Below are 19,459 nucleotides of genomic sequence, written 5' to 3'. Positions count from 1 at the left end.
GGCTGGGGTGCGTCACCTTGGCGGGACAGCTCCCGAAATTTCGTGAAGACGCGGGAAACCACCGGCGATTGACCGCTGGCATGAAACTCGCCTAGAGGAGGATGGGCGCATGGGCATCGACGCGATCCTGAAGCGGTATTTTCCCTGGGTGCTGGGCGCGCTGATCGCGCTCGCCGCCTACTTCCAGGCGTCGGGCATGGGTCAGCTGGTGGTCTCCAGCGTCGCCATCGACGCCCCGCCGGCGCCGCCGAGCCCTCCGACGCGCCCGGCGTCGTTCGGGTCGACCGCGAGCAACACGGACCACACGACGAGCGCCGCGGCGATCCTCTCGCGCAACCCGTTCGACTCGGTGACGGGGCCGCTCGACGGCAAGCCGGTCGAGATCCCGAGCGTCCCGCACGAGCTGCCCAACAAGGACCCGTACGCGGACCCCTCCTGCGACGGCGCCCGCGTCCTGCTCATCACGCAGGCCGACGATCCCGCGTGGTCGTTCGCGGCCATGGCCGGCTCGGACGGCAAGGCGATCTTGCGCCGGCAAGGGGATGAGATCAGCGGGCAGACCGTTTACTACGTGGGGTGGGATCGGGTCTGGCTGACGTCCGGCAGCTCGCGGTGCCAGGCCGTCGTGGGCAGCAACCACGCCGTCGCCCGCGCCAGCGCCACGCCGGCGCCGGCGCCCGCGACGACGTCGACGAGCGCGGCGTCGAAGCCCGCCGCCCGCGGCGGCAAGAAGATCCCGCCGGAGATCGCCTCGAAGATCCAGCGCGTGAGCGAGAACGAGTTCAACGTGGAGCGCAGCGCCGTCGACCACATCCTGGAGAACCAGGGCGAGCTGATGCGCTCCGCGCGTATCGTCCCCGAGAAGGAGGGAGACAAGGTGGTGGGCATCCGTCTCTTCGGGATTCGTCCGGACTCTCTGCTAGGGACGCTCGGGCTGGAGAACGGAGATCGGCTGTCCAGCATCAACGGGTTTGAGATGAGCGATCCGCAGAAGGCCCTCGAGGCCTACGCGCGGCTCCGGACGGCGGACCGGCTCACGGTGAGCATCAACCGCAAGGGCAAGCCGATGAACATCGACTTCAACATCAAGTGAGCGCTCCGGACTGAATCCAGGGACGAAAGCAGGGTAGCGGCATGGCGCGATGGATAGGGACGCTGAACGAGGGGAGCCTGCTCCGGCGGACGCTGATGGTGATCGGCACGTTCGTCCTCGGCTCGCTCACGTTCGTCGGGGTCATGAGCCTCGTCCTCGTGTCGGTCGCCAAGGCCGTCCTGCCGCCCCACGACAATGAGTCCGCGACGGACGCGACGGAGGAGGCCGACAGCGAGGCCTCCGCCGGCGCGAGCAAGACCGCCCTGGGCAAGACCTCTCGCTCGAAGCGGCCGCGGCCCCCCTCGCCGGCCGCGCGCGAAAGCGCGCCGAGCGCGCCGAACGCGCCGAACGCGCCGAACGCCGACTGAGCGGCGCCGCCTCCCCCTACCAACCAACGCAGAGAATATCGAGTCGACTGATGGTGATGACGACCCTCGAGCGATCCTGCTGCCTCCGGAGGAGGCTCCTCGCCGCGCCGGTGGCGGCGCTCGTGCTCGCCGCCGCGGCGCCGCCCGCCGCAGCGCAGCCCGCGAACCGCGGCGTCCCCGTGCTGCGGACCCCCGGCCAGGTCCCGCCGCCGCCCGCCCGCCCCGCGCCGGGCGCGCCGGGCGCCCCGGCCGCAGGCGCTCCGCCTGCTGGCGCGCCGGGCGCAGCCGCGCCCGCGCCAGGCGCGCCTGGCGCCCCGGCCGACGCCGGGGACGACCCGCTCGCCGCGGTCAAGCAGGGGGTCCAGGAGATCGAGTTCAAGCCGAAGCCCGGCGGCTACAAGGTCAGCTTCAACCTCGACGAGGCCGACCTCCCCGAGCTCGTGAAGGCCATCAGCAACATCACCGGGCGCCGCTTCATCTACGGCGGCAAGCTCCGGCAGATCAAGGCCACGGTGTACGCGCCGGAGAAGGTGACCGTCGCCGAGGCGTACAGCGCGTTCCTCTCGATCCTCGCCTCGAACGATCTCACCGTCATCCCCCACGGCCGCTTCCTCAAGATCGTGGAGACGCCGGGCGCGGTGTCCGAGACGACCCCCGTGTTCGGGGCCGCCGCGCCCGTGCCCGCGGAGGACCGGTTCGTCACCCGCATGTACCGGCTGTCCCATATCGACGCCAACGACGCGGGCGGCGTCCTGAGCAAGTTCAAATCGAAGGACGGCGACGTCACCGTCTACCCGCCCGGCAACCTGCTCATCATCACGGACACCGGGTCCAACATCCAGCGCATGCTCCGGATCGTCGAGGAGATCGACGTCGGCGGCGCCGGCGATCAGCTCTGGGTGCAGCCCGTTCATTACGGCTCCGCGGCGGAGGTCGCGACCAAGCTGAACGAGATCGTCGACCCGAGCAGGGGCGCGGCGGGCGGCGGCAGGCCCGGCAGGGGCGGCGCCGGCGGCACCGGCGCCCGCATCATCGCGGACGACAGGACCAACTCCCTCATCATCACCGCCACCGAGCCGGACTACCTGCGCGTCCTCGGCATCCTGAAGCGCCTCGACGTGGCGCAGACGGGCGAGGGGCAGGTCCACGTGCTCTCGCTCCAGCACGCCGGCTGCAAGGAGCTGTCGGCGACGCTGAACCAGGTCCTCGGCGGCGGGAGCGGCGGCGGCGCGCCCGTGGGCGGCAGGCCGGGCGCGCGCGCCGCCCCCGCGGTGCCCGGCTCGACCGACGACATCTTCGAGGGGCAGGTCAAGGTCACCTGCGACGAGGCGAGCAACAAGCTCCTCATCACGTCGTCGCCCCACGATTACGCCCAGCTGCGCACCGTGATCGACCAGCTCGACGAGCCCCGGCGGCAGGTGTTCATCGAGGCCGTGATCATGGACGTGAACGTCAGCCGCTCGCTCGATTTCGGCATCGGCTACCACGCCGGCGCGCCGTTCGACGGCCTCGACCCGAACGACAGCGTCGTCTACGGCGGCAACAACATCCGCCAGTCCGTCATCGGCCTGCCGGCGCAGCTCGGCGCGCTCGCGCTCGGCATCAAGGGCCCCGCGATCACGGGCTCGAACAACATCCTCGGGACGGGCATCTCGATCCCCGCGTTCGGCGTCGTCCTGCACGCGCTGGCCCAGGACGGCGACTCCAACGTCCTCGCCACGCCGCACATCCTCGCGACCGACAACGTGGCGGCCGAGATCTCGATCGGCCAGAACATCCCGCTCCAGACCAACGTGGGCGGCGGCGGGCTCAACCAGCTCGCGAGCCTGGCCGGCGGCGCGGGCGCCGCGGCGGGCGGGCTCGGCGGGCTCGCCGGCCTGCTCGGCGGCCTCGGCGGCGCCGGCGGCACCGCCGCGCGCCAGGACGTCGGCACGAAGATCAAGGTCGTCCCCCACGTCAACGACTCGGACCAGGTTCGGCTGGAGCTCTCCGAGGAGATCTCCGACGCCGGCGCCCCCCTCGAGGGCGCGCTCGGCGCGATCCCCATCAACAAGCGCACCGCGAGCACCACGCTCGTCGTCCGGGACCAGCAGACCGTCGTGATCGGCGGCCTCATGCGCGACGGCATGACCACCTCGGAGACGAAGATCCCCGTGCTGGGCGACATCCCGGTGCTCGGGTTCCTCTTCCGGCAGCGGGTCAAGACCAAGACGAAGACGAACCTCCTCCTCGTGCTGACGCCCTACGTGATCCGCGACCAGGACGATCTCCGGACCATCTTCGAGCGCAAGATGCAGGAGCGGCAGGAGTTCATCGACCGCTACTTCGTCTTCAGCGAGAGCGCCGCGTGGGAGCCGCCGCGCGACTTCGGCCGCGCGAACGGGCTCGTCGAGGACATCCGCCAGTCGATGCTGGCCGAGGAGGAGCGGGCGCGCCTCGAGGAGGAGGCGCGCCCGAAGGGGCCGCGCGAGCACGCGCCGGTGGATCCGGTCGGCCTGCCGACGTTCGGCGGCAAGGCCACCGGCGCCGCGCAGATGCAGCCCGGCGCGGTCGACATGGAGGGCGAGCCGGCCCAGCTGCCGCCGCCCCCGAACGGCGCCCCGCCGCCGCGGCCCACGCGGCGGCCGCCGGGCGGCGGACGGCAGATGGAGCGCGTGGAATGAGCCTGCAGCAGCAGCAGTACCTCGGCGAGATCCTGGTCCGGCGGGGCGTCGTCCCCGCGGAGCGGCTCGTGCCGCTCTACGACACCGTCCGCGAGCGCGGTCAGCAGCTCGCGGAGCTCATCGTCTCGTCCAACATCGCCGACGAGGCGAGCATCGCCAAGGCGCTCGCGGAGGAGTGCGAGGTCGGCCTCCTCCCGCGCATCGACATCGACGCGGTGCCGCTCGAGCTCGCGAGCCGGGTGCCGATCACCTACGCCAAGCAGCACAAGATCCTGCCGCTCGCCGAGCACGACGGGGTCGTCTACTGCGCCGTCGCCGACCCCCTCGACACGACGGCGATCGACGACGTGCGGGCGCTGTTCGGCAAGCCGGTCGAGATCGCGGTCGCCACGAGCGACGCGGTGCTGAACGCGATCAACCGCATCTGGGAGCGCAAGGAGGACGGCGGCGCGAAGCTCGAGGGCGACACGGCGCTCGAGGAGGACAACCTCGTCGACATCATCGACTCGGACGACGACGCCCCGATCATCGCCTGGGTCAACGGCCTCTTCGCGCAGGCGGTCCGCGAGCGGGCGAGCGACATCCACATCGAGCCCGAGGAGCGCGACGTCGTCGTCCGCTACCGGATCGACGGCGAGCTCTACGTCGCGAAGCGCGCCTCGAAGCAGTTCATGGCGCCGATCATCGCCCGCGTGAAGATCATGGCGGCGCTCAACATCGCCGAGAAGCGGCTCCCGCAGGACGGCCGCATCACGCTGAAGATCGCGGGCAAGAGCGTCGACATCCGCGTCTCGACCGTACCGACGAGCCGCGGCTTCGAGCGGATCGTGATGCGCATCCTGCACAAGGCGTCGGTCCTGCTCGGGCTCGACGACCTCGGCTTCGCGCCGCGCGAGTACGCCATCATGGACGCGCTCATCCAGCGGCCGGACGGCATCATCCTCGTCACCGGCCCGACCGGCAGCGGCAAGACGACGACGCTCTACGCCTGCCTCAACCGGATCAACGAGCCCAGCCGGAACATCCTCACGGCCGAGGACCCGGTCGAGTACGAGATCGGCGGCATCCACCAGATCCACGTCCACCCCGGGATCGGGCTCACCTTCGCCTCGGCGCTCCGCGCGTTCCTCCGCCAGGATCCGGACGTCATCATGGTCGGCGAGATCCGCGACAAGGAGACCGCCGAGATCGCCATCCACGCGTCGCTGACCGGCCACCTGGTGCTCTCGACCCTCCACACGAACGACGCGGCCGCCGCCGTGACCCGCCTCGTCGAGATGGAGATCGAGCCGTTCCTCGTGCGGAGCAGCGTGATCGGCATCCTCGCCCAGCGCCTCGTGCGCCTGCTCTGCCCGGCGTGCAAGGTCGCCTACCGCCCCTCCGATTACGAGCTGCAGCAGCTCGGCCTCGACGAGGACCGGCTCGCCTGGAAGGCGCGGCGGAAGCTCTCGAACCGCTACAGCGTGCACGGACAGAAGTACGATTACATCGGTCAGGACATCGACCGGGCCGTGTTCTACAAGCCCGGGGGCTGCGACGCCTGCAACCAGAAGGGCTTCATCGGCCGGCGGGGCATCTATGAGCTGATGGTCGTCGATGACGCCGTGGGTCCGCACATCCTGAAGAGCGCGGACGCGCAGACCATCAAGCGGGTCGCCATCTCCCAGGGGATGGATACGCTCCGGGATGACGGGGCGCGCAAGGTGCTCAAGGGCATCACCACCGTCGAGGAGGTGCTCGCGGCGACGCAGGAAGACGTCATCGTCGACGAGTAGGGAAGGCCGTGGCGGTATTCGAATACAAAGGCATCCTCGTCGGCACCGGCAAGCCGGTCAAAGGGGTCCGCGACGCGGAGAACGCGAAGGCCCTCCGGGCCGCCCTGCGCAAGGACGGCATCATGCTCACCGGCGCGACCGAGGAGCAGGCCGCGAAGGCGAAGGCGAAGCGCGATCTCAAGATCTTCGCCTTCGCGGGCCGCCCCTCGACGTCGGACGTCGCCGTGATGACCCGCCAGCTCGCGACGCTCATCGGCGCCGGCATCCCGCTCTTCGAGTCGCTCAACGCGCTCATCGAGCAGGTCGAGAAGGAGTCGCTGAAGAGGGTGCTCACGCAGGTGCGCGAGCAGGTGCGCGAAGGCACGAGCTTCGCCAAGGCCCTCGAGGCGCACCCCTCGGTCTTCCCGCCGCTCTACGTGAGCATGGTGCGCGCCGGCGAGGCGTCCGGCACGCTCGAGGGCGTGCTGACCCGCCTGACCCTGTTCATGGAGAACCAAGCGAAGCTCGTGGGCAAGGTGACCGCCGCCCTCGCCTACCCCGCGCTGATGGCGCTCATCGGTATCGGGCTCATCTCGGTCCTCATGGTCGCGGTCGTGCCGAACGTGACCGGCATCTTCGCTTCCATGGACCAGGCGCTGCCCTGGTACACGGCGGCGCTCATCGGCACGTCGGCGTTCGCCTCGAGCTACTGGTGGCTCGTCCTTCTCGCGCTCGTGGGTGCGGTGTACGGGTTCCGCCGCTGGGTGCGGACGCCGAAGGGCCGCCTCGCGTGGGACACGTTCGTGCTGCGGGCGCCCATCTTCGGCAAGCTCATCCAGATGCTGTCCATCGCGCGCTTCGCGCGGACCCTCGCGACCCTGCTGTCGTCGGGCGTCGCGCTCCTCAGCGCGATGGATATCGTGCGGAGCGTGCTCGGCAACGCGGCCCTGGAGAAGGTCATCGTCGACGCCATCGCGTCGATCCGCGAGGGCCAGAGCATCGCCGATCCGCTGAAGCGGAGCGGCCGGTTCCCGCCGATCGTCACCCACATGATCGCCATCGGCGAGAGGAGCGGGCAGCTGGAGGCGATGCTGGAGAACGTCGCCAATGCCTACGACTCCGCCGTGGAGACCCGCGTCCAGGTGCTCACGAGCCTGCTCGAGCCGCTCATGATCGTCATCATGGGCGGCGCGGTCGCGTTCATCGCGATATCCATCCTCATGCCGCTCATCCAGATGTCGAGCTTCGTCGGGTAGGTGGCTATGGGGCGGCGCAGGCAGCGAGAGAGCACGATCTTCTTCCCCTGGGAGCGCGGCGGCGGGCTCTTCCGGCGGACCGGCGTGGCGCGGGCGAGGCCCTTCGCCGCGGGCCTCGCGATGGTGGTCCTCCTGCTGCTCCTCGGCGCGCGCGAGCGGCGGCTCGTGGGAATTCGATCGACCCGCGCCACGTTGTCCGTCGTCCACGGGGCGATCACCCTGTACCGCGCGGATCACGAGCGGCGGTGCCCGGGTTCCCTGGAAGAGCTGAAGCGCGAGGGATACCTCGCGATCGACCCGGTCGACGCGTGGGGCAGGCCGCTCCGGCTCACCTGTCCCGGAAGGAAGGATCCGGACGGATACGATCTCATGAGCGACGGACCGGACGGCGAAATAGGCGGCCTTGACAGGGTGGAGTGAGAGATGGAGACGAACAGAGCAAGCAGCGCAAGAAGGATTCGACGGCTGAGCCGGAAGCTCTCGCGGGGCGTGACCCTCGTCGAGGTGCTCATCGTCGTGACGATCATGGCGATCATCGCCGGCGGCGCCACGCTCGTGGTGTGGCCGAAGCTCAAGCAGTCGCGCGTCAAGAGCGCCTATACCGGGGCGACGATCATCAAGAGCGCCGCCGAGCAGTACCAGCAGCTCGGGGCGGGCAGCGAGGGGTGCCCGACGATCCAGGCGCTGGTCAGCGCGAAGCAGATCGACGGCAACAAGACGGACGATCCCTGGGGCCAGCCCTACAAGATCAAGTGTGACGAGAACAACGACGTCCATGTCGTCTCGTCCGGCGACGACAGGAAAGAGAACACGCCGGACGACATCCGGGACGACATGAAGCAATCGGATCTCAACAAGATCGCGGAGATGTAGCGCCGCGCGGGAGCAGGAGCGCCCATGACACGCCGTCGCACGAGGGGACTCACGCTGGTCGAGGTGCTGATCACCGTCACGGTGATCGCGCTCATCAGCGGCTCGGTCATGCTCGGCATGGGCGCGGTCACGAGCGCGCGGCTGAAGCGCAGCGCGGCGCTGCTCGCGGGCGCCGTCCGGGTCGCGTACGCCCACGCGAACGCGAAGTCGAAGCCGGTGCGGCTGGTGTTCGATTTCGAGGAGCGGATGATCGTGCTCGAGGAGTCCGCGGGTGATCTGCTCGTCGAGCGGAACGACCGGGCCGGCGGCGCCGCCGCGGCGACGGAGGCCGAGAAGGCGGCCACGGCGGAGGCCGAGGCGATCCTGAAGGGGCCGCGCGCGCCGCGGCCCTCGTTCGAGCCGGCGAAGGTGTTCGGCTTCAACCCCGAGAAGGACAGGCCCGGCAAGGAGCTGTCGAGCGGCGTGCGCTTCCTCCAGGTGGAGACCGGACACCAGGACGAGCCCGTGACAGAGGGGCGGGCGTATCTCTACTTCTGGCCCGGAGGCCAGACCGAGCACGCCGCGATCCAGCTCAGCCTGGGCGGCGGAGAGACCGAGGACGCGGTGATGACGGTGCTCGTCTCGCCGCTGACCGGCAAGACGGACATCCGGAAGGGCAAGGCGAGCATGCCCAGGCCGCGCGACGACGCCGAGGCGTCGGAGCGCGAGGACACGGGGCTCTGATGCGCGCCCGCGGCTTCACCCTGCTCGAGGTGATGGTGGCGGTCGCCATCCTCGGCCTCGGGCTGACGGCGATCCTCTCCGCGCAGGCCGGCGCCTTCTCGGCCGCGGCGCACGCGCGGAACCTCAGCCTCGCGAACGGGCTCGCGCGCTGCAAGATGACCGAGCTCGAGGAGCGGCTCGCCAAGGACGGCCTGCCGGCGCTCGACGAGGCCGACAGCGGGCCGTGCTGCGAGGGCGACGAGTCGCCGAACATCAAGTGCAGCTGGCGCATCGAGAAGCCCGAGATGCCCGAGCCCAAGTACGGCGATCTAGACCTCGACACCAACCTCGAGGGGCTCGGGGCGCTCGGCAAGCCGGGCGAGTCGAGCGGCACCGCGGCCCCGAGCGGCGACATCAACGATCTCGCGCAATCGCTGGTCGGCGGCGGCGCGGGAGGCGGCGAGTCGGGCGGCGGGATCTCGGGGCTCCTGCAGCCGTTCGTCGACATGCTCGCGCCGACGCTCCAGCCCATCTTCGAGGCGAGCGCGCGGCGGGTGACGGTCAAGCTGACCTGGAAGCAAGGGTCTCGGGAGCACGCGTTCGAGCTCGTGCAGTGGGTCACGATCCCCCAGATGGGCCAGCCCGACGAGGGCGCGGGCGGTCAGGGAGGAGGGAGTTGACCGTGGCGACGCGAAGGCCAAGCTCTCCTCGCAGGCGCCGCGGCCGCTCGCGCGCGGTGACCCTCCTCGAGGTCCTCGTCTCGGTCGGCATCCTGGCGCTCATCGGGACGCTCATCTACGGCGCGTTCGACGGCATGAGCCGCGCGCGCTCGGGCATCGCGCGGATGGGCGACCGCTACCACCAGGGCCGCGCGGCGATCGCCCGCATCTCGCGCGAGCTCCAGACGGCCTTCCTGTCCAGGCACCAGCCGGCCGACAAGAACATCGTCGTGCGGCTCACCGCCTTCGCGGGGGACGACTCGTCGCCCGCCGACCGCGTCGATTTCACCGCGTTCGCGCACCGGAGGCTCCTCCGGAACGCGCACGAGTCCGATCAGTGCGAGATCGGCTATTTCGGTGCGCGCGACCCGGAGCGCGACAGGCTCGATCTCGTGCGGCGAGAGGCGAGGACCATCGATACCGAGCCGACGAGGGGCGGAGTCGTCAACGTGCTCGCCGAGGACATCGAGAGCTTCAATCTGCAGTACCTCGACCCGATCACCGGGGAGTGGGTCGACTCGTGGGACTCGACGCAGCCGGCGGCGCAGCTCGACCGGCTCCCCTCGCAGGTGTGGGTGACGCTGGTCCTGAACGGCGGGCCCGGCGGGGAGCCGATCAAGTTCGAGTCGAAGGTGCCACTCCCGATGCAGGTCCCCATCGCCTTCGGGGCCAACTGAGCCATGAGCCGCCCGAGGAGCCCCCACGCCGAGGACCGCGCCGCAGAGAGGCCGAATTCTGGGCGCGCGCGCCGCCGCCTCCGGAGGCGGCGCGACCGGCGCGGCGTGGCGCTGGTCATGGTGCTCGGCGCGATCACGGTGCTCACCGTGTTCCTGACCGAGCTCCAGGAGGAGACCTCGACCGAGCTCTCCGCGGCGCTCGCCGATCGCGACGCGCTTCGGGCCGAGTACTACGCGAAGAGCGCCGTGAACCTGTCGCGGATGCTCATCGCCTCCGAGCCGAGCGTCAGCACGACGATCGGGCCGATGCTCGCGATCGTCGGGATCAAGGGGAAGTTCCAGGTGCCGGTCTGGAAGTTCACCGACATGTTCCTCGGCCCCTTCAACGCGCAGCTCGCCGCGGGCGAGGGCAGCGCGGCGCCGCCCCCCGAGGCGGCGGGCGAGGGCAGCGCGACGGGCAAGAACCTGGGGCTCACCGGCGGCGGCCGCTTCGAGCTCAAGATCGTCGACGAGGACTCGAAGATCAACGTCAACCGCGCCGCCGACGACGTGGGCGGCATCTCCGATCAGATCGCGGTAGGGAACCAGCTGCTCAGCCTGATGAGCGACGCGCAGTACAACACGCTCTTCGAGGAGCGCGACGGCGACGGCCAGTTCTCGGACCGCGCGACCATCTGCAGCGCGCTCATCGACTGGGCCGATCCGGGCGACCAGACGTTCGCCTGCGACGCGACGTCGAACGCCCCGAGCTCCACCGGCGCAGAGGACAGCTTCTACCAGACGGTCGGCCTCTCCTATCAGCGCAAGAACGCCCCGTTCGACTCGGTCGACGAGCTGCGGCTGATCCGGGGCATGAACGACGACTTCTGGGCGACGTTCGTCGACCCGGATCCGAGCAACCCGGACAAGCGGGTCCTGACCGTCTGGGGCAGCCGGAAGCAGAAGGTGAACGTCTCGTCGGCGAACGCGCTGACGCTGCTCAGGCTCACGTGCACCGCCGATTTCGTGGATATCGCGACGACGACGCTCTGCACCGACGTGAACCAGCAGTCGGCGTTCCTCACCGTGGCGTCGCTCGTGCAGAGCATGACCGGGGGGCTGCTCTTCCCCACCCCGAAAGATTATGTCGATGCGATGACCCAGAAGGCGGGCAGCTCGCTCGGGGGGATGCTCGGGCAGCAGTTCAAGGCGATGGGCGTCGAACCGGTGAAGTTCAAGCCGAACGTCACCAAGTCCCTCGGCAACAGGACCAACTTCCTGAGCATCTACGCCGATGGCATCGTCCCGGGGAACAAGCGTGAGACGCGCGTGCGCATCCATGCGGTGGTCGATCTCACGGGGGCGACGCCGCTCAGCCAGAGCGGCAGTAGCGTCGACGGCGGCAATGGCGGCAACAGCGGCAGCAGCGGCAGCAGCGGCAGCGGCAGCGCCCCTCCGACGCCGGAAACGTACGAACAGCAGGTACGATCAAACCCTGCCGGGACGATCATCTACTATCGCATCGACTAGGACACCCCTCCGGGAAGAAGCGCGCAAATGCACAGGCTGCTCGGGATAGATGCTGGAAAATCCGTGGTGCGGGCGGCGCTCATCCGCACCACGTACAGGAGGGTCTTCGTCGAGGCCCTCGGCGAGGCGGCCGTCACGGACGGCGTCTCCGAGGCCGAGGCCATCCGCGCCGCCGTGGGGCTCCACCGCCCCGACGCCGCGGCGATCGCGCTCTCCGGGGAGAAATCGTTCTACCGCCGCCTCGACCTGCCGGCGGCCGCGCAGAAGGAGGTCGAGAACGTCCTCGGCTTCGAGCTCGAGGCCACGGTGCCGTTCGAGATGGAAGACGCCGTCTTCGACCACCGCCTGCTGAAGCGGCCGCCCGGCGTGGAGACGCTGCCGGTCTTCGCCGCCGTCGCGCGCGCGGACGACGTGCGCGAGCGCATCGCCGTCGTGAAGGAGGCGCTCGGCTTCGAGCCGGAGCGGGTCGCGCTGGGCGCGGTGGCGCTCGCCAACCTCGAGGCGGTGATGCCGGAGCTCGCCGCGCCGTCGCCCGCCAGCGCGCCGATCGCCCTGCTCGACCTCGACTACCTCACGTCCGAGATCGTGATCGTCTCCGGCGGCGAGCCCGTCTTCGCCCGGACGCTGTCGCGCGGGACGGCCGGCCTCCCCGGCACCGCGCCGGCGCTCGCGCGCGAGCTCCGCCAGACGCTCGCGGCGTGGCGCAACCTCGGCGGCGAGCCGCTCGCGGGGCTCTACCTGGTCGGCGGCGGCGCCACCGCCCAGGGCGCGGAGATGTTCCTGGCGACGCAGCTCGGCCTCACGATCCTGCCGCTGCCGACCCCTCGCATCGAAGGGCTCACGCCCGAGCAGGCCGCGGCGCTGCCCCGCTTCGCCAAGGCGCTCGGGCTCGCGCTCGGGCTGACGCCGAAGACCAAGGGGTTCAACCTCCGGAAGGGCGCGCTCGAGGCCGAGCGCAGCTACCCGTTCCTGCGCGAGAAGATCCCGATCCTCGCCGGACTCGGCACCGTCATCGCGCTGAGCTTCGGGTTCTCCATCGTCGCGGAGCTGCGCACCCTCGACGCGGAGCGGGAGCTGCTCGCCGCCTCGCTCGCGACCGCCTCCCACGACGTGCTCGGCGAGGAGACGAGCGACCCGCAGAAGGCCCGGGAGCTGCTCGAGCAGGGCCCCGGCGCGGCCGACGAGGATCCGATGCCCCGCGTCGACGCCTTCGACGTCATGGTGCAGCTCTCGAAGGCCGTGCCGAAGGAGATCACGCACGACGTGCTCGAGCTCGACGTGAACCGCGGCCACGTGACCCTCCAGGGCGTCGTCCCGTCGGTGTCGGACGCGCAGATCATCGCGGATCACATGAAGGAGCACCGCTGCTTCCGCGACGTGAAGGTCGGCCGGACGAGCCAGTTCACGGAGGGCAAGCACAAGTACGTCCTCGAGCTGGATCTCAAGTGCGAGGACAAGACGAAGAAGAAGAAGACCGGCGCCGCTGACGCGGCGGAGAGCGCCTCGGCCGGCGCGCCGGAGAAGCCGGAGGGATCGCGATGACGCTCCGCGAGCGACTCGACAAGCTGGAGCCGCGCGAGCGCAGGCTCCTCACCATCCTCCTCGGATTCCTGGCGGTGATCGTCCTCTTGCTCGTGCCGATCGGGCTCGCGAGCGTCGCGTCCAGCAAGCGCGCCGAGAACCAGGAGATCCGCGACCTGCTCCAGTCGATCTACGAGGCCTCGGGGAAGGTCAGCGAGCGCAAGGCGCTGAAGGACGCGCTGCTCGCGCGCTATTCGCGGCCGGCGCCCGCGCTCGCCGGCTTCATCGAGGACGCGGCGAAGCAGCAGCAGCTCACCGCCGCCGAGTCGCAGGATCGCCCCGACGTCCCGCACGGCAAGAAGTACACCGAGCGGATCACGGTGGTGAAGATGCACAGGATCGGGATGCTCGGGCTCGCCAAGATGCTCGAGCACATCGAGGGCTCGGGCCACCCGGTCGCGGTGACGAAGCTGAACCTCAAGCCGCGCGCCGGGGAGCCGGACTCCTACGAGGTCGAGCTCGGCATCTCCGCGTTCGACCGGAAGGGCGAGCCCCAGCCGGCGACCCCCGCGCCGTCCGCGCCCCCCGCCGAGGAAGAGGAGCAAGAGCCATGAAGGCGCGGCTCATCAAGATCGCGAGGTGGGCGGCCTACCCGCTCTTTTACCTCTTCTGTCTGGGGCTCTTCGGCTACCTCACGTTCCCCTACGACCGGCTCAAGGACCGGCTGATCGCCGAGTTCGACCGCACGCAGCAGAAGCGGGGCCCGAGCCAGGCGCAGCGCCTCGAGATCGACGAGCTCGACTCGTACTGGTTCACGGGGGTCGAGATGAAGGGCGTGCGGCTCATCCTGCCGCCGGGCGAGCTCGGCACGAGCAGCAGGCCGAGCGGCGCCGCGGCCTTCGCCTCGGGCGACGCCGCCAAGGACAGCGCGCCGAAGCCGAGCGTCATCGAGATCGACGAGGCGCACGCGCGGGTGAAGATCCTGCCCCTCCTGATCGGGCGGATGCGGGTCTCGTTCTGGGCCAGCGTGTTCGGCGGCGAGATCGAGGGCGTGGTCCCGATGGGCCGATCGGGCGGCGACGTCCACGTCGAGGTCTCGGACGTGGAGCTCGCCAAGGTGGGTCCGCTCGGGGACATCCTTGGCCTGCCGATCGCCGGCACGCTGAGCGCGAACCTCGATCTCAGCGCGCCCGAAGGCAAGTTCAACAAGGCGAACGGCGCGCTCGAGGTCTCGGCCAAGGAGGTCTCGGTCGGCGACGGCAAGACGAAGATCCAGGGGCTCATCGCGCTCCCGGAGGCCAAGCTGGGGGAGCTGCTCCTGTCGGCGGAGGCGAAGGACGGGGTCCTCAAGATCACGAAGATGTCCGCGAACGGCCAGGATCTCGAGCTCGACGGCGACGGCAAGGTCAACATGCGCGAGCCGTGGAACAACTCGACAGCGGATCTCTACGTGCGCTTCAAGTTCACCGACGCGTACCGTTCGAAGAGCGATCTAACGAAATCGCTGCTCGGCGCGCCGGGGTCGAGCGTGCCCGGGCTGATCGAGATGCAGCAGCCCAAGATGAAGCGGTCGAAGCGAGCGGACGGCTTCTACGGCTGGCACGTCCACGGCCCGCTGAAGCGGCCCCGGTTCGACCCGCACGCGGCCGAGTCGCCCGCCGCGCGGGGCCGCGGCACGCCGGGCGCGAGCCCGGCCACGACCACGAGGAAGCCCGGCGGCGTCAACATGCCCCTCGGCGCCTCCGAGGCCGCCCCGAGGGAAGGCGAGGAGCACGAGCCCCCTGTGATGCCCCCGCCTCCGCCCCCGCCCTCCACCGAGGACGAGTCCCCCACACGGCCGCCGTCACCTCCGCCCGTAGACGGCGAGGGCACGCCTCCCGTTGAATAGAGCGGGGTGCAGCTTCGTGCGACGAAGACGCGCCTCGCTCTAGGACCCGGACCCACGCTCCAAGGACTCGTTGATGGGGGATCCCAGCTGGCAGCAGAACCGGCGCATTTTACTGATCGACGACGACGAGGCGATCCACGAGGATTTCCGCAGGATCCTCCGATCCGAGGCGGAGGGCTCGACCTTCGCGAGCCTCCAGCCGACGCTGTTCCGCGAGCCGCCCGCCCGGCGGCCGGTGAGGTTCGAGCTCACGTCCGCGACCCGCGGGGAGGAGGGGCTGGCGAAGGTCCGCGAGGCGCTGCAGAGCGGCGCGCCGTACGCGCTCGTGTTCGTGGACGCGCGCATGCCGGGGTGGGACGGCGTCGAGACGCTCTCGCGCATCTGGAAGGAGGACGGCGCCATCCAGGCGGTCCTCTGCGCGGCGGACTCGGGTGACTCGTGGGAGGAGATCGCCGCCCGGTTCGGGCAGACCGACAACCTCCTCATCCTCGCCAAGCCGTTCGACCCGAGCGAGGTCCGCCAGATGGCCTTCGCGCTCACCGAGAAGTGGAACCAGCGCCGCGCCCTCGCCGAGGCCAATTACAAGGTGTCGGCGCAGTACACCGTGACCAGGATCATGGTCGAGTCGACGACGCTCTCCGAGGGCGTCCCGGCGCTCCTCGGCGCGCTCGGGGAGATGCTCGGCTTCCGGTTCGCCGCCCTGTGGCTCGGCGACGACGAGAGCGACGGGCTGCGCTGCGAGCACACCTGGAGCGCCGCGCCCGACGACTCGATCGCGCTCGAGGCGGCGACCCGGGGCGCGCGGTTCGCCCGTGACGCCGGGCTGCCCGGCCGCGCGCTCGCCCAGGGGGAGCCGACCTGGTTCAGCGACCTGGACGCCGAGGCGGACGACCCGCGCGCGCAGGCGGCGCGCGGCGCCGGCCTCCGCTTCGCGGTCGAGCTCCCCATCGCGGTCCGCGCCGACGCGCAGGTCGCGGCCGTGCTGGAGCTCATGGACGCCGAGCCGCGCGCGCCCGATCCGGGGCTGCTCGACGTCCTGCTCGCCATCGCCGCCAAGGCCGGCCACTTCATCGGCAGCAAGCGCGTGGAGGCGGCCCTGCGCCGCAGCGAGGCGAACAACCGCGCGCTGCTCTACGCCATCCCCGATACGATCCTCCGGATCAGCAGCGACGGCATCTGCCTTGATTTCAAGGCCTCGCGGGACCCGAGGCCGTCGCTCCGCGCCGAGGATCTCCTGCACAGGCACGTCGCCAACGTGTTCCCCGCCCACGTCGCCGAGCAGATCACCGGCCTCGTGGCGCGAGCGCTCGCCGACGAGGCGACGCACGTCTTCGAGTACCAGGAGCAGCTGGCGGGCGGCGCGCGCGACTACGAGGTCCGGATCGCCGGCAGCGATCGGGCGGAGGCGGTGGTCATCGTGCGGGACATCACGGAGCGAAAGCGCGCCGAGACGGAGACCGAGGCGCGGCGCGCCCGGGAGGAGTCCCTCCGGGCGCAGAACGAGATCCTCGCGGCGCTGTCGACCCCGCTCATCCCGATCAGCGACGACATCGTCGTGATGCCGCTCGTCGGCGCCCTCGACAGCCAGCGGACGCGCCGCGTGCAGGAGACGCTGGTCCGCGGCGTCGCCTCCCGCCGCGCGCATGTCGCGATCCTCGACATCACCGGGGTGCCGCGGATCGACGGCCCGTGCGCCGACGCGCTCCTTGGCGCCGCGACGGCAGTGCGCCTGCTCGGCTCGGAGGTGATCATCACGGGCCTGAGCCCCGACGTGGCCAGGACGCTCGTCGAGATCGGCGTCGACATGAGCGGCATCGCCACGCACAACACCCTGCAAAACGGCATCGCCTCCGCGATGACCTCCGCGAACGCGCGCGGACGGCGCCGGCGGCGCCGCGCGAGGTCGCGCGGGTAGCGGCCGGCGGCCCGACCTTGCCGGAGCGTCAGCGCTTGCTGGTCTGCGCGGCGTGCTTGTCGAGGGCGGCGAGGACGCGGTCGTAGTCGGGCGGCAGCGCGACCGGCGGGTTGGCGAGCCGGCTCGTCACGTCCGCGAGCGCGCGCTCGTGGTATTTCACCTTGAACTCCGTGAACTTGAGGCCGTTCGCGGTCGAGACCACGACGACCCGCTGGCGCTTCTCCACGAGGCCCTTCTTCACGAGCTTCTCCAGCGCGGCGAGGGCGACCGCCGTGTGCGGGCAGGTGTACATGCCGGTGCGATCGGCGCGGGCCGCCGCGTCGCAGAGCTCGTCCTCGGTGACCTCCTCCGCGACGCCGTCCATCGCCTTGAGGGCCAGCATCGCCCTCGGCGCGCTCACCGGGTTGCCGATCTGGATCGCGCTCGCCAGGGTCTCCCCCGCCTTCATCGGCACGATCTCGCTCCGCCCCTCGGACCACGCCTTGAAGAGCGGGTTGGCCCGCGCCGCCTGCGCCACGCAGAGGCGCGGGAACCGCGTCGTCAGGCCGAGGTCCTTCAGCATCTTGAAGCCCGCGTAGAGGGCGTAGGCGTTGCCGAGGTTGCCGCTCGGGAGGATGACCCAGTCGGGCAGCGTCCAGTCGAACTGCTGCACGATCTCGATGGCCACGGTCTTCTGGCCCTCGAGCCGCAGGGCGTTCATCGAGTTCGCCAGGTAGACGACGCCCTCGGCCGAGAGGCGCTGCACGATGGCCATGCAGCCGTCGAAGTCGGTGTCCAGCGAGAGGACCAGCGCCCCCGACGCGATCGGCTGGACGAGCTGCGCCGTCGACACCTTGCCCCGCGGCAGCAGCACGACCACGGGCAAACCGGCCGCCGCCCCGTACGCCGCGAGCGACGCCGAGGTGTCCCCCGTCGACGCGCACGCGATCGCGCGCACCTCGAGGCCCTCGCGGATCGCCTTGTTCACCACCGAGACGAGCACCGTCATGCCGAGGTCCTTGAACGACCCCGTGTGGCTGTTGCCGCAGAGCTTCACCCAGACGTCATCGAGCCCGAGCGTGCGGCCGTAGCGGTCTGCCCAGAACAGGTTCGAGCCGCCCTCGTCCATCGACACGATGGCCTCGTCCGGGACCTCGGGCGCGACCCACTCCCGCTTGCCCCAGACCCCGGAGCCGTAGGGCCACACCGTGCGCTTGTAGCGCTCGTCGAAGAGCTTCATCCACGTCGCGGGGCTCCGGTCACGGAGCGCGTCGATGTCGTGGGCGACGTCGAGCAGGCCGCCGCAGGTGGGGCAACGGTAGAGGGGCTGCGTCAGCGGGTAGCTGCCGGCACAACCGGTCAGGCATCGGAATGCAGCAGAGTAGGCCATGGCAATCGAATCTCCTGGGTGGCGGGAAGCGCCCGCGGGAGGTGGTGTCGGTTCAGTCGAAGCGTGGGGCTTCCATGCCGAGCCGCCTATAGAAGTAGATCGCCGCGTTCCTGGCAAACGATCCCTGCGGGAGATACACGTCGCTGGGCTCCCGCAGCGGCTCGTCGGCCGAGAGCGGCCCGTCCCGGTCGCCGGCCAGCCGCTCGAGATCCTCGAGGAACGCTTCCATCGAGGGATAGCGGTTGTTCGGGCTCTTCCGGATCGCCTTCAGGATCACGGACTCGAGCAGCGGATCGAGGCTCCGGCGCTTCTCCGAGGGGCGGGGCGGCGGGGTCACGAGCTGCCGGGCGAGGAGCTCCGACTGCTCCGAGCGCGGGAACGGGAGCTCCCCGGTGAAGGCCCGGAACATGACGATGCCGAGCCCGTAGACGTCGGTGCGGGCGTCGGGCAGGTCGCTCACGACCTGCTCGGGCGCCATGTACTCGAGGGTGCCCACGGCGGTGCCGGTCGCCGTGATGAGGTCGGCGGCCTGGATCTTCGCCAGACCGAAATCGAGCACCTTGACCGCGTACGGATCGCCCTGCGGGCCCACGAGGTAGATGTTGTCCGGCTTCACGTCGCGATGGATGATCCCGGCCCGGTGCGCGGCGGCGAGCCCGGACGCGGCCTGGGAGAGCACCGGGATGGCGAGGTCCGCGTCCATGCGGCGCTCGCGCCGGAGCCAGTCGCCGAGCGACTCGCCGAAGAGGTACTCCATCACGAGGTAGGGCGCGCCGTCTTCCGAGCGCGTGCCGGCGTCGAGCACCCGGACGATGTTCGGGTGCCCGATCGTCGCGGCGCTCTGCGCCTCGCGCACGAACCGCTCGCGCGTCCGCTCCGCCCGCGCGGCGAACTCCTCGAGGACCTTGATCGCGACCGGCTGGCCCGTCTCGATCTCGACCGCGAGGTAGACGCGCGCCATCGCCCCTTTGCCGAGGTAGCCGCGCACCTCGTAGCGCTCGCCAAGGACGGTCCCGCGCAGCCGGGTCGGCTTGTACCGGAACAGGTCGACGCGCCGGCCCTCGGTGAGCTCCGCGCCGTCGTAGGGGCAGAACCGATGGCCCGCGTCGTACTCCCGGTGGCAGCGCGCGCAGAACATGGCCCCGCATCGAA

Annotated in this window: 17 protein-coding genes; 15 read left to right on the top strand and 2 right to left on the bottom strand. The window is 70.6% G+C overall.

The features are described 5' to 3' along the window. Positions 1–109 precede the first annotated feature (109 nt). From gspC to WMF12_RS48045, 15 genes are all read left to right on the top strand, one after another. Complete coding sequence (gene gspC / locus WMF12_RS48115) at positions 110–1,093, top strand: type II secretion system protein GspC (RefSeq protein ID WP_437857771.1); 984 nt, start codon at positions 110–112, stop codon at positions 1,091–1,093. Between the two features lie 41 nt (positions 1,094–1,134). Further along, positions 1,135–1,461 (top strand): hypothetical protein, encoded by a 327-nt coding sequence (locus WMF12_RS48110; protein ID WP_437857764.1) that lies wholly within the window; start codon positions 1,135–1,137, stop codon positions 1,459–1,461. Between the two features lie 56 nt (positions 1,462–1,517). Continuing rightward, positions 1,518–4,124 (top strand): type II secretion system secretin GspD, encoded by a 2,607-nt coding sequence (gene gspD, locus WMF12_RS48105; RefSeq protein WP_437857758.1) that lies wholly within the window; start codon positions 1,518–1,520, stop codon positions 4,122–4,124. Next, entirely contained in the window at positions 4,121–5,899 is a 1,779-nt protein-coding gene (gspE, locus tag WMF12_RS48100) for a type II secretion system ATPase GspE (RefSeq protein ID WP_437857738.1), read from the top strand. Before gspD ends, gspE begins: the two co-directional genes overlap by 4 nt. Before the next feature lie 8 nt (positions 5,900–5,907). Further along, a complete protein-coding gene (gene gspF, locus WMF12_RS48095) occupies positions 5,908–7,134 on the top strand; it encodes a type II secretion system inner membrane protein GspF (RefSeq protein WP_437857729.1) in 1,227 nt (408 codons plus the stop codon). A gap of 6 nt (positions 7,135–7,140) precedes the next feature. Further along, positions 7,141–7,554, top strand: a complete 414-nt coding sequence (locus WMF12_RS48090) for a type II secretion system protein GspG (protein WP_437857717.1) — start codon at positions 7,141–7,143, stop codon at positions 7,552–7,554. Positions 7,555–7,557: 3 nt separating this feature from the next. Next, on the top strand, positions 7,558–8,007 hold the full coding sequence (locus tag WMF12_RS48085; protein ID WP_437743413.1) for a type II secretion system protein: 450 nt from the start codon (positions 7,558–7,560) through the stop codon (positions 8,005–8,007). A gap of 24 nt (positions 8,008–8,031) precedes the next feature. Continuing rightward, positions 8,032–8,730, top strand: a complete 699-nt coding sequence (locus WMF12_RS48080; protein WP_437857685.1) for a pilus assembly FimT family protein — start codon at positions 8,032–8,034, stop codon at positions 8,728–8,730. Further along, positions 8,730–9,389, top strand: coding sequence for a type IV pilus modification PilV family protein (locus WMF12_RS48075; RefSeq protein WP_437743411.1), 660 nt, complete (start codon positions 8,730–8,732; stop codon positions 9,387–9,389). Before WMF12_RS48080 ends, WMF12_RS48075 begins: the two co-directional genes overlap by 1 nt. A 2-nt stretch (positions 9,390–9,391) precedes the next feature. Beyond that, positions 9,392–10,105, top strand: a complete 714-nt coding sequence (locus WMF12_RS48070; RefSeq protein WP_437743410.1) for a type II secretion system protein GspJ — start codon at positions 9,392–9,394, stop codon at positions 10,103–10,105. Between the two features lie 3 nt (positions 10,106–10,108). Further along, positions 10,109–11,614 (top strand): general secretion pathway protein GspK, encoded by a 1,506-nt coding sequence (locus WMF12_RS48065; RefSeq protein WP_437857644.1) that lies wholly within the window; start codon positions 10,109–10,111, stop codon positions 11,612–11,614. A gap of 27 nt (positions 11,615–11,641) precedes the next feature. After that, complete coding sequence (pilM, locus tag WMF12_RS48060; RefSeq protein ID WP_437857635.1) at positions 11,642–13,156, top strand: type IV pilus biogenesis protein PilM; 1,515 nt, start codon at positions 11,642–11,644, stop codon at positions 13,154–13,156. Next, positions 13,153–13,749, top strand: coding sequence for a hypothetical protein (locus tag WMF12_RS48055; protein ID WP_437743407.1), 597 nt, complete (start codon positions 13,153–13,155; stop codon positions 13,747–13,749). Before pilM ends, WMF12_RS48055 begins: the two co-directional genes overlap by 4 nt. Next, positions 13,746–15,023 carry a type II secretion system protein GspN gene (gene gspN, locus WMF12_RS48050; protein ID WP_437857618.1) on the top strand — a complete coding sequence of 426 codons (1,278 nt, stop codon included), beginning with the start codon at positions 13,746–13,748 and terminating at the stop codon, positions 15,021–15,023. Before WMF12_RS48055 ends, gspN begins: the two co-directional genes overlap by 4 nt. A gap of 73 nt (positions 15,024–15,096) precedes the next feature. After that, positions 15,097–16,938 carry an STAS domain-containing protein gene (locus tag WMF12_RS48045; protein WP_437857608.1) on the top strand — a complete coding sequence of 614 codons (1,842 nt, stop codon included), beginning with the start codon at positions 15,097–15,099 and terminating at the stop codon, positions 16,936–16,938. Positions 16,939–16,966: 28 nt separating this feature from the next. Here the strand turns inward: WMF12_RS48045 and thrC are convergent, their stop codons facing one another. Both thrC and WMF12_RS48035 read right to left on the bottom strand, forming a co-directional pair. Next, the gene (gene thrC, locus WMF12_RS48040; RefSeq protein WP_437857597.1) at positions 16,967–18,307 is read right to left on the bottom strand and encodes a threonine synthase; all 1,341 of its coding nucleotides are present in this window, start codon (positions 18,305–18,307) and stop codon (positions 16,967–16,969) included. 52 nt (positions 18,308–18,359) lie between these two features. After that, positions 18,360–19,445, bottom strand: coding sequence for a serine/threonine-protein kinase (locus WMF12_RS48035; RefSeq protein ID WP_437857584.1), 1,086 nt, complete (start codon positions 19,443–19,445; stop codon positions 18,360–18,362). Positions 19,446–19,459: the final 14 nt, after the last annotated feature.

The organism is Sorangium sp. So ce363 (genome assembly GCF_051520435.1).
Taxonomy (GTDB): Bacteria; Myxococcota_A; Polyangia; order Polyangiales; family Polyangiaceae; genus Sorangium; species Sorangium cellulosum_B.
Note: the sequence above shows the minus strand (reverse complement) of the source record. Positions and strands in the feature narration are given on the sequence as shown.

Bases quoted from the DNA above. Each gene is read 5' to 3' on its own strand.
- gspD (WP_437857758.1), top strand. From the start codon at position 1,518: ATGACGACCCTCGAGCGATCCTGCTGCCTCCGGAGGAGGCTCCTCGCC.
- WMF12_RS48075 (WP_437743411.1), top strand. From the start codon at position 8,730: ATGCGCGCCCGCGGCTTCACCCTGCTCGAGGTGATGGTGGCGGTCGCC.
- WMF12_RS48090 (WP_437857717.1), top strand. From the start codon at position 7,141: ATGGGGCGGCGCAGGCAGCGAGAGAGCACGATCTTCTTCCCCTGGGAG.
- WMF12_RS48035 (WP_437857584.1), bottom strand. From the start codon at position 19,445: ATGTTCTGCGCGCGCTGCCACCGGGAGTACGACGCGGGCCATCGGTTC.
- gspC (WP_437857771.1), top strand. From the start codon at position 110: ATGGGCATCGACGCGATCCTGAAGCGGTATTTTCCCTGGGTGCTGGGC.
- gspN (WP_437857618.1), top strand. From the start codon at position 13,746: ATGAAGGCGCGGCTCATCAAGATCGCGAGGTGGGCGGCCTACCCGCTC.
- pilM (WP_437857635.1), top strand. From the start codon at position 11,642: ATGCACAGGCTGCTCGGGATAGATGCTGGAAAATCCGTGGTGCGGGCG.
- WMF12_RS48045 (WP_437857608.1), top strand. From the start codon at position 15,097: ATGGGGGATCCCAGCTGGCAGCAGAACCGGCGCATTTTACTGATCGAC.
- WMF12_RS48055 (WP_437743407.1), top strand. From the start codon at position 13,153: ATGACGCTCCGCGAGCGACTCGACAAGCTGGAGCCGCGCGAGCGCAGG.
- WMF12_RS48110 (WP_437857764.1), top strand. From the start codon at position 1,135: ATGGCGCGATGGATAGGGACGCTGAACGAGGGGAGCCTGCTCCGGCGG.
- WMF12_RS48080 (WP_437857685.1), top strand. From the start codon at position 8,032: ATGACACGCCGTCGCACGAGGGGACTCACGCTGGTCGAGGTGCTGATC.
- WMF12_RS48085 (WP_437743413.1), top strand. From the start codon at position 7,558: ATGGAGACGAACAGAGCAAGCAGCGCAAGAAGGATTCGACGGCTGAGC.
- WMF12_RS48065 (WP_437857644.1), top strand. From the start codon at position 10,109: ATGAGCCGCCCGAGGAGCCCCCACGCCGAGGACCGCGCCGCAGAGAGG.
- thrC (WP_437857597.1), bottom strand. From the start codon at position 18,307: ATGGCCTACTCTGCTGCATTCCGATGCCTGACCGGTTGTGCCGGCAGC.
- gspE (WP_437857738.1), top strand. From the start codon at position 4,121: ATGAGCCTGCAGCAGCAGCAGTACCTCGGCGAGATCCTGGTCCGGCGG.